The sequence below is a fragment of the Escherichia sp. R1 genome (genome assembly GCF_003000935.1).
Lineage (GTDB): Bacteria > Pseudomonadota > Gammaproteobacteria > Enterobacterales > Enterobacteriaceae > Escherichia > Escherichia coli.
Map to the genome: position 1 here is coordinate 1 of NZ_PSRU01000049.1, position 5,817 is coordinate 5,817.

Below are 5,817 nucleotides of genomic sequence, written 5' to 3' on the forward strand. Positions count from 1 at the left end.
CTCATCGTCCATTAACACTCCCGCATGCGTCAGCGCATCCAGCGGTGCTTTCAGGATATTGTCCAGGTCGCGACGACGCTTATCCGGTGGCTCTGCAATCACCTTTATCGCCAGCCTTCCGGACAGGCTTAATTTCAGCCGCTGCTGGCGAACAATAAGCGCCACAGCCCGGCGATAACGCTTTCCCTCCTCCGAGATAAAATATGTGCTGCCACGGCGTCGCCAGTAAGTGTTCACCGTCGGCGGGTAAGGTAAAACCAAATCTATGAGCATCAGTCACCTCTTTTACCCAAGCACGCCAGTTGCAAAGGCGTGATCAAGAAAACGAAAAATTAAATCAACCTGAGAACCATGCTTTTCTTCGAACGCCAGAGGATCCGCATGAAGCTCGTTGTGATGCTCCCGACACAGCGGTAGCGTGAAAATATCGTGAGATTTTGTCCCCATTCCGCCCTGACCATGACCAATCAGGTGATGGGGATCGTCGGCTGGCTTACCACAACACGCACACGGCTGTGTCTTCACCCAGCGTGTGTATTTCTCGTTAACCCAGCGGCGACGTTTAGGTCGTTTCATGAAAGATTCCGGAGACTCAGGATCAACGGCAATGCTGACCACCGTCTCTTCCTGTGGCGGGTTTTGCTGGTGGGCGTGAGGCAGCGGCGCAAGATTTTTTGTGCGCTGCTTCAGTATGCTGGTGGCGGTCTGCTCTCCCGGTACGATGTCGCTTTCACGGTACATTGAGCGGATTTTTTCCGCACGCAACCCCAGCGAACGACGTAATACCGCTTCCGGTAGCGCGTCCGCCACCTGATTGCGGACCGCCCACCAGGATAATTCAGCCAGCGATAATTCCCGTTCCTGCGAGCCATTCATTGCATGGCGTATGACGTCAATCATCCATGCAGACAGGTTTTGGTGAGCAAGTTGCCCGAGTGATTCGGAGGTCTGGTCGCGCAGCTGGTTGTCGCAGTGCCAGCACAACACCATTGCGCCGGTACCATAACGGTGAATGACGGTTTCACTGTGGTGATAATCGCCGTGTGGCCACTGGCAGGATTTAACATGGCGCAGTAACCAATCAGACAATGCGCCAGCGCCACCAGCAGCACGAATCACTCGTTCGTCGCTGAAAAATGGCAGTAATGATTTATCCTCCGCCAGCGGCTGGCGAACGGCAGGAACGACCCCGGACGGCAGATTACGCATGCTTTTCGGTTCCGGCTCCACCAGTACCCGGGTATTGTGGAATACCGGCATGGATTCACGGCCCGGCTTAACGATCACCAGCCCGAGTTCCGGTACCAGAACAGGTCGAAGTAATACCCGCACGTTACCTCCAGATGCGTTGCTGGAATGTGCGGGACGGACGCGGTGGGCGTTCGGAATAAGGGAGTCTGACGTAGATTATCCAGTGACGATAATCGAGGGTGAGGGCTTTCCTAAACTCATATCCACGTCTGCGGTAGTTATGAATCAGCCATTCGGCCTGTTCTTCAGTACAGGGATCGTGCTGATACCAGTCATATTTGAATGCGTGAGAACGCCACCCGTGCCTGCTGGCAAAGGCAGAATCAGAATTGCGAAATTTGAAATTATGCGCCATTGTCATCTCCAATGGCGCTGCAGGTTGCCAGTTGTTCAGGCTGGCTCACGTATTATAACTTATTCCCGAACTACCTTGAAACCGAGTCTTTCCAAGTATTCAATGAATGCCTCAACAGATAACACTACATGATCATCAGGAATTAACGCTGTGTAGGTAATACCCCCATTCTCAACGCGCACAGCATAGAGGCCATCTTCACTAAAAATTTCACGTAATTCTTCGATTTTCATCAACAGAATCCTTCCAGATAAATAGCACTCCCCCTGTTCGGGGTCCATCCCTCTTCTCCCTGCGCGCTACTTAAGTATTTTTGATTCTATTCTGGCACCGTCCAAAACTTCAAACACGTTGAAAATAAAAACAAAAAACCCGCCGAAGCGGGTATACTCAAACAATCTGGAAAATATTTCTTGGATTTGTAATAGGTCTGTTGATGGAGAACAACTCACGAATTAAATCTTGGCTCAAGCCAGTTTTCATAAGAATTCTTAGCCAGGTTGCATCATCCAGCATTTCAATCGCCTCGGCCAGCATGCCGGGTTCTTCAGGGCGCAAAAGTTCATCACCAGGTTCAACTCTCGTATACCCTCTGGAATTAAGATGCATATAGCCAGTTCTTGCCTGTTCCTGGGTCAATAAGCCTAATGCGCTGGCTCGATAAATACACATTTTAAGGCTGATTTTCCATCTAAGTTTAAATTCAACCAGAGCATTCCAGTCGAATTGCTTACCTCGTATTCGTGGAAATTCTTTAATGAAAGATAACCTGGGAACTAATAAGGCGCTCGAAAAGTGATCGGCTTGTGATTCCGTAAGTTTATCACCTGTCGTTATGCCCTCATGCATTACTAAATGCCCTAATTCATGACCTAAATCAGAGCGAAATCTACATATGCTTTTTTTAACATTGTTCCTGATGATAACAGGCCTGTTATTGTGAACAGTAAAAGCATCAACACGATCATCGACTCCCGTAACATGCGCAACGATTACCCCTAAACTCTCCGCCAATTTAACCATTGATGATATAGGGCCAAGACCTAAATTCCAGGCACGGCGACAATCTTCTGCCACTCGCTCAATATCATTCGGAGTAAGTAATTCAGCCCCTGGGTGCTCCGGTATGTTAACGTCAGGAAATTCGATTTCACCTTCAACAGCAGAAATTATAATATTAAGAATCTCAGCCCTGGCCAATACACTATTAGTCAGCGTTTGAGTCCTGGACTTCTTACTCCGAAAATGGCAGACATCACTTTCCAGAGCGTATTTTCGTTCAGTAAAAAGAAAACTGGACTTAATCATAAGCGCTGAAGATATTAACTCAAGACATTGCTCCGATGGCCTGCACCCCTTCTCCAGTTTGCTAACGAATTGCTTTGTCTTGCCAATTTTTTCGGCTAACTCTTCACAAGAAAGCCCAACAGCCATTCTCGCTAGTTTGAGCTTATCACCCCGATACTCAGTGAAGTTATTCACCTGATGTTCCATCACTGCTCACATCCAAATCTTTATCCTTCGTACGCCGACGAAGAGGCACCTTATTAATCTCCGCTTCGTCAGGGAGTGTGTTATAATCAAGAGGCATAAGCGGCATCGATGCTGTAGATTGATGAGAAACTATACTAATCTGAGCACCATAAGTATTAAATCCAACAAGAGCTACCTCCCAACGAGGCAGTGTGGACTCTAATTCACCATCGCCCTCTTCGGATAAAAAAGGCTCAGCTATGACTCGCCATGTAATATCTTGCTCAGCCTCAACATCACCAAACAATGAGAGCTGCTCATACTCTACTTTATTTCGACGCAGACGATGTTTCTTTTTGGGGTTATTAATGCAATCTTTGGTAAATTGTAGCGGAACTTTATTTAAAGCAACTACATAGTCCAACCCCTTGGAAATCATCTCAAGGCCAGGAATTGCATCTTCATTTTGAATAAGATGATTTCTGACCCAATCATAAGCCCTTACACCTTCAGACCAGTTGCTGTCTAATGCGTGCTTATGATAGTACAGCTGCTCAAGTACGTTAGCGATCTCCGCCAACAAGTGGCGAACATAGTTTTCAGCAAGATAAGGTTGAAATTCCCAACAAGGAGCTAACTGATTTTCATTCATTTCAAGTTTCGCTTTTTTTAGAATTCGTAAACCACATATTTTCGCATTTTTCTATTTTTGTCAACCAGACTAATGCAAAAACCCGCCGAAGCGGGTTAAGTGCGGGTGCGTTGAGGATGCCTGGCACATCAGAGGTGGCGGGAGATTACTCCCCCGCCGGGTCTCTTACTCCTCAGGTTCGTAAGCTGTGAAGACAGCGACCTCCGTCTGGCCGGTTCGGATTCGTACCTCGCAGAGGTCTTTCCTCGTTACCAGTGCCGTCACAATGACGGTTAAACAGATGACGATCAGGGCGATTAGCATCGCCTTTTGCTGCTTCATAGCCTGCTTCTCCTTGCCTTTCGGCACGTAAGAGGCTAACCTACGTGTGTAGAGCATAGATATGGCCTCAGATTAATGTTAAGCGTCTTGCAGGACGCGTAATGTTAACTGGGGCTTTTCTCTATCTGCCTTTTGGTGTTCATGCCTGAGACAGATAGCCTCAAGCACCCGCTGCAATTCTACTTAACTCTCCTTTTCCCGCAAACCGTTTTTATCCCCAGCGGCAAATCGAATACACCACCAGCGCCACCGCCATCGCAATTCCTACCGTTGTTAATGCTTCAGGCCAGGTCATCGTAAAATATCCTCCACGCTTATCAGTCCGTTCCGCTCCAGATAACTCATCGCCTTATCCGGTAATTTGCAGTCTGGCTTCGCTTTCCTCAGTTGCCAGGTTAACTGCTTTACCAGCATGGTTAACTCATCGACCAGACGCTGATATCCCACTGGTTTGTATTCATGCAATTTACCGGCTGGCTCTGCTGCCAGCGATACCAGTGCGATTTCCAGAACAGCAATATCCATCTTATATGTGCGGATGATGTCATGGTCGATTGTGCCCGGTATGCACAGTCTCTGTGCTTCAATAGTCTCCTCTGCGTGAGCTATTAACTGCTCTCTGGTAAAAGTCGTCATGCCGTAGCCCCTTCTTGATATTTTTCAAACCAGAACACAACCGGCTCTGCTTCCAGCGATGCCAGCGCAATCCGTGCCAGTTCCATTTGTTCACCACGGGTAAGCCCGTTTTCAAGCGGGTTTTTAATGAACAATTCAATACGTTCTTTGGTAATAGTGGTCATGTGTTACTCCTTAACCCGCAGTGCTTTCAACTGATGAGGGGAACAAAATCTTTTCATCAAACCCTGCATTCATATCATGGACAGCAACACACCAATCCATTGACGAACGATTATCAAGAGCCTCCATGATTTCATCCATGCGGCGCAGGTCATACAGGTAAATGCTTTTATCGCCAATGGTGTAAAAACCAATTTTTTTCGGTGATGGACAGCGATCAAGAACGTCCTGTAATTCGTTCAACCATGCCTGTTCTTTTTTTGTCAAAGTTGCCATATCAGTTTTCCTTATACGGATTAATTTTATTGTGCAGTGTGTTGAACGGAGCCCATACCACGTCGTTATACAATTCAATAACTGGCTCAATTATTTTTCCGATTCCCCATACCAGAATTAACGGGGATATCGGTATCATCAACACGATAAACAGAATGAGAAACAAAAATTCTGTCGCTCTACTTTTTCGCGGATATTCTTTTCTGAATAATGTAGGCACATCACTCTCCTTTGTTGCTCCTCAAAATTTTATGCCCTGGCGCAAAAGCACGCGTTTTGTCGGCACTTATTCGCCACCCATCTTTACGTGCCTCTTTTGCACAGCCAGCCCATGACGTACCGATATACTCACCAAAATCTGGCGACTGATATTTGCCATCCGTACACTGGCGGCAATCACAATAGAGATGCATGGTATAACTTGCGGCAATACCCATTCAGCCTCCTTTGATGCCCGTGTTTACAACCAGGCAGGCCTCCTTGAGTACCCAGTCAATAGCGTCTTTCCATGCTCCGGTTTCAACTGGCGGATCCTCACGCCGTACCTGTTCATAAAAGCGCACAGCTTTAACCAGTCCTTCTGATGTCACCGAAGCTGGCGGGGCCGTGAATAACGCCTGAATTTCATAGTTTGGTCTGTCGTTACAATCCTCTTTTGTCGGGACATATTTCCAGTCACCAACCCACTGCT

The 5,817-nt window shown here is 47.3% G+C and carries 12 protein-coding genes and 1 pseudogene; all 13 read right to left on the reverse strand.

Annotated features, from left to right (window positions below):
* Positions 1 to 273 (reverse strand): RusA family crossover junction endodeoxyribonuclease (locus C4F37_RS26560; protein ID WP_096987314.1); only part of this gene is annotated, 273 nt, incomplete at its 3' end.
* A 12-nt stretch (positions 274 to 285) separates the two neighbouring features.
* Positions 286 to 1,332, reverse strand: a complete 1,047-nt coding sequence (locus C4F37_RS26565; protein ID WP_001265091.1) for a DUF968 domain-containing protein — start codon at positions 1,330 to 1,332, stop codon at positions 286 to 288.
* A 1-nt stretch (position 1,333) separates the two neighbouring features.
* Positions 1,334 to 1,606, reverse strand: coding sequence for a hypothetical protein (locus tag C4F37_RS26570; protein WP_001403449.1), 273 nt, complete (start codon positions 1,604 to 1,606; stop codon positions 1,334 to 1,336).
* Positions 1,607 to 1,764: 158 nt separating this feature from the next.
* A pseudogene (locus C4F37_RS28090) lies at positions 1,765 to 1,839 on the reverse strand (hypothetical protein); the annotation flags it as partial.
* A gap of 157 nt (positions 1,840 to 1,996) precedes the next feature.
* A complete protein-coding gene (locus C4F37_RS26580; RefSeq protein WP_000401168.1) occupies positions 1,997 to 3,100 on the reverse strand; it encodes a helix-turn-helix domain-containing protein in 1,104 nt (367 codons plus the stop codon).
* Entirely contained in the window at positions 3,081 to 3,731 is a 651-nt protein-coding gene (locus tag C4F37_RS26585; RefSeq protein WP_001004956.1) for a hypothetical protein, read from the reverse strand. Before C4F37_RS26585 ends, C4F37_RS26580 begins: the two co-directional genes overlap by 20 nt.
* A gap of 165 nt (positions 3,732 to 3,896) precedes the next feature.
* Entirely contained in the window at positions 3,897 to 4,052 is a 156-nt protein-coding gene (gene hokD, locus C4F37_RS26590) for a type I toxin-antitoxin system toxin HokD (RefSeq protein WP_000813254.1), read from the reverse strand.
* A gap of 291 nt (positions 4,053 to 4,343) precedes the next feature.
* Positions 4,344 to 4,688, reverse strand: coding sequence for a hypothetical protein (locus tag C4F37_RS26595; RefSeq protein WP_000206826.1), 345 nt, complete (start codon positions 4,686 to 4,688; stop codon positions 4,344 to 4,346).
* On the reverse strand, positions 4,685 to 4,852 hold the full coding sequence (locus C4F37_RS26600) for a hypothetical protein (protein WP_000207997.1): 168 nt from the start codon (positions 4,850 to 4,852) through the stop codon (positions 4,685 to 4,687). The genes C4F37_RS26595 and C4F37_RS26600 overlap by 4 nt, the downstream gene beginning before the upstream one ends.
* 10 nt (positions 4,853 to 4,862) lie before the next feature.
* On the reverse strand, positions 4,863 to 5,126 hold the full coding sequence (locus tag C4F37_RS26605) for a hypothetical protein (protein ID WP_000224216.1): 264 nt from the start codon (positions 5,124 to 5,126) through the stop codon (positions 4,863 to 4,865).
* Position 5,127: 1 nt separating this feature from the next.
* Positions 5,128 to 5,346: a DUF4014 family protein gene (locus tag C4F37_RS26610; RefSeq protein WP_001142588.1), complete on the reverse strand. Its 219-nt coding sequence runs from the start codon at positions 5,344 to 5,346 to the stop codon at positions 5,128 to 5,130.
* Between the two features lies 1 nt (position 5,347).
* Positions 5,348 to 5,563, reverse strand: coding sequence for a hypothetical protein (locus tag C4F37_RS26615; protein ID WP_000510387.1), 216 nt, complete (start codon positions 5,561 to 5,563; stop codon positions 5,348 to 5,350).
* A partial coding sequence (locus tag C4F37_RS28095; protein ID WP_106106742.1) for a hypothetical protein occupies positions 5,564 to 5,817 on the reverse strand: 254 nt, incomplete at its 5' end. It lies immediately after the preceding gene.